We start from the raw sequence: 283 nt of genomic DNA on the forward strand, positions 1-283 counted from the left end.
ATCAGCTTTGAAAACACGTTTCTTGACTGGCTCGGTGAGCTTTAACTGTCCGCTGAAACCCACATAGAGCTCCGCCTTGTTGGCGGCATTACGTCCCCCACGCAGCTCAAACGCCGGGTTCTCCCACGACGCCAATGCACCAACACCGGGCAGGGTAAGTTGTGGCAGCGTTCCACGCAGATGCACCTGTTCAACCAGGTTGGCCACTGCAGAGGTTGCGCCCTGCTTAGCCCGAATCTGCTCCAGTATATCGGCGGGAAGTGTGCCCTGAATAGAAACCGGC

At 57.2% G+C, this 283-nt stretch carries 1 protein-coding gene; it reads right to left on the reverse strand.

From position 1 onward, the window contains the following. A partial coding sequence (locus V5T57_RS20755) for a hypothetical protein (RefSeq protein WP_332893181.1) occupies positions 1-283 on the reverse strand: 283 nt, incomplete at both ends.

It is taken from the genome of Magnetococcus sp. PR-3, from assembly GCF_036689865.1.
In the GTDB taxonomy this organism is placed as follows: Bacteria; Pseudomonadota; Magnetococcia; order Magnetococcales; family Magnetococcaceae; genus Magnetococcus.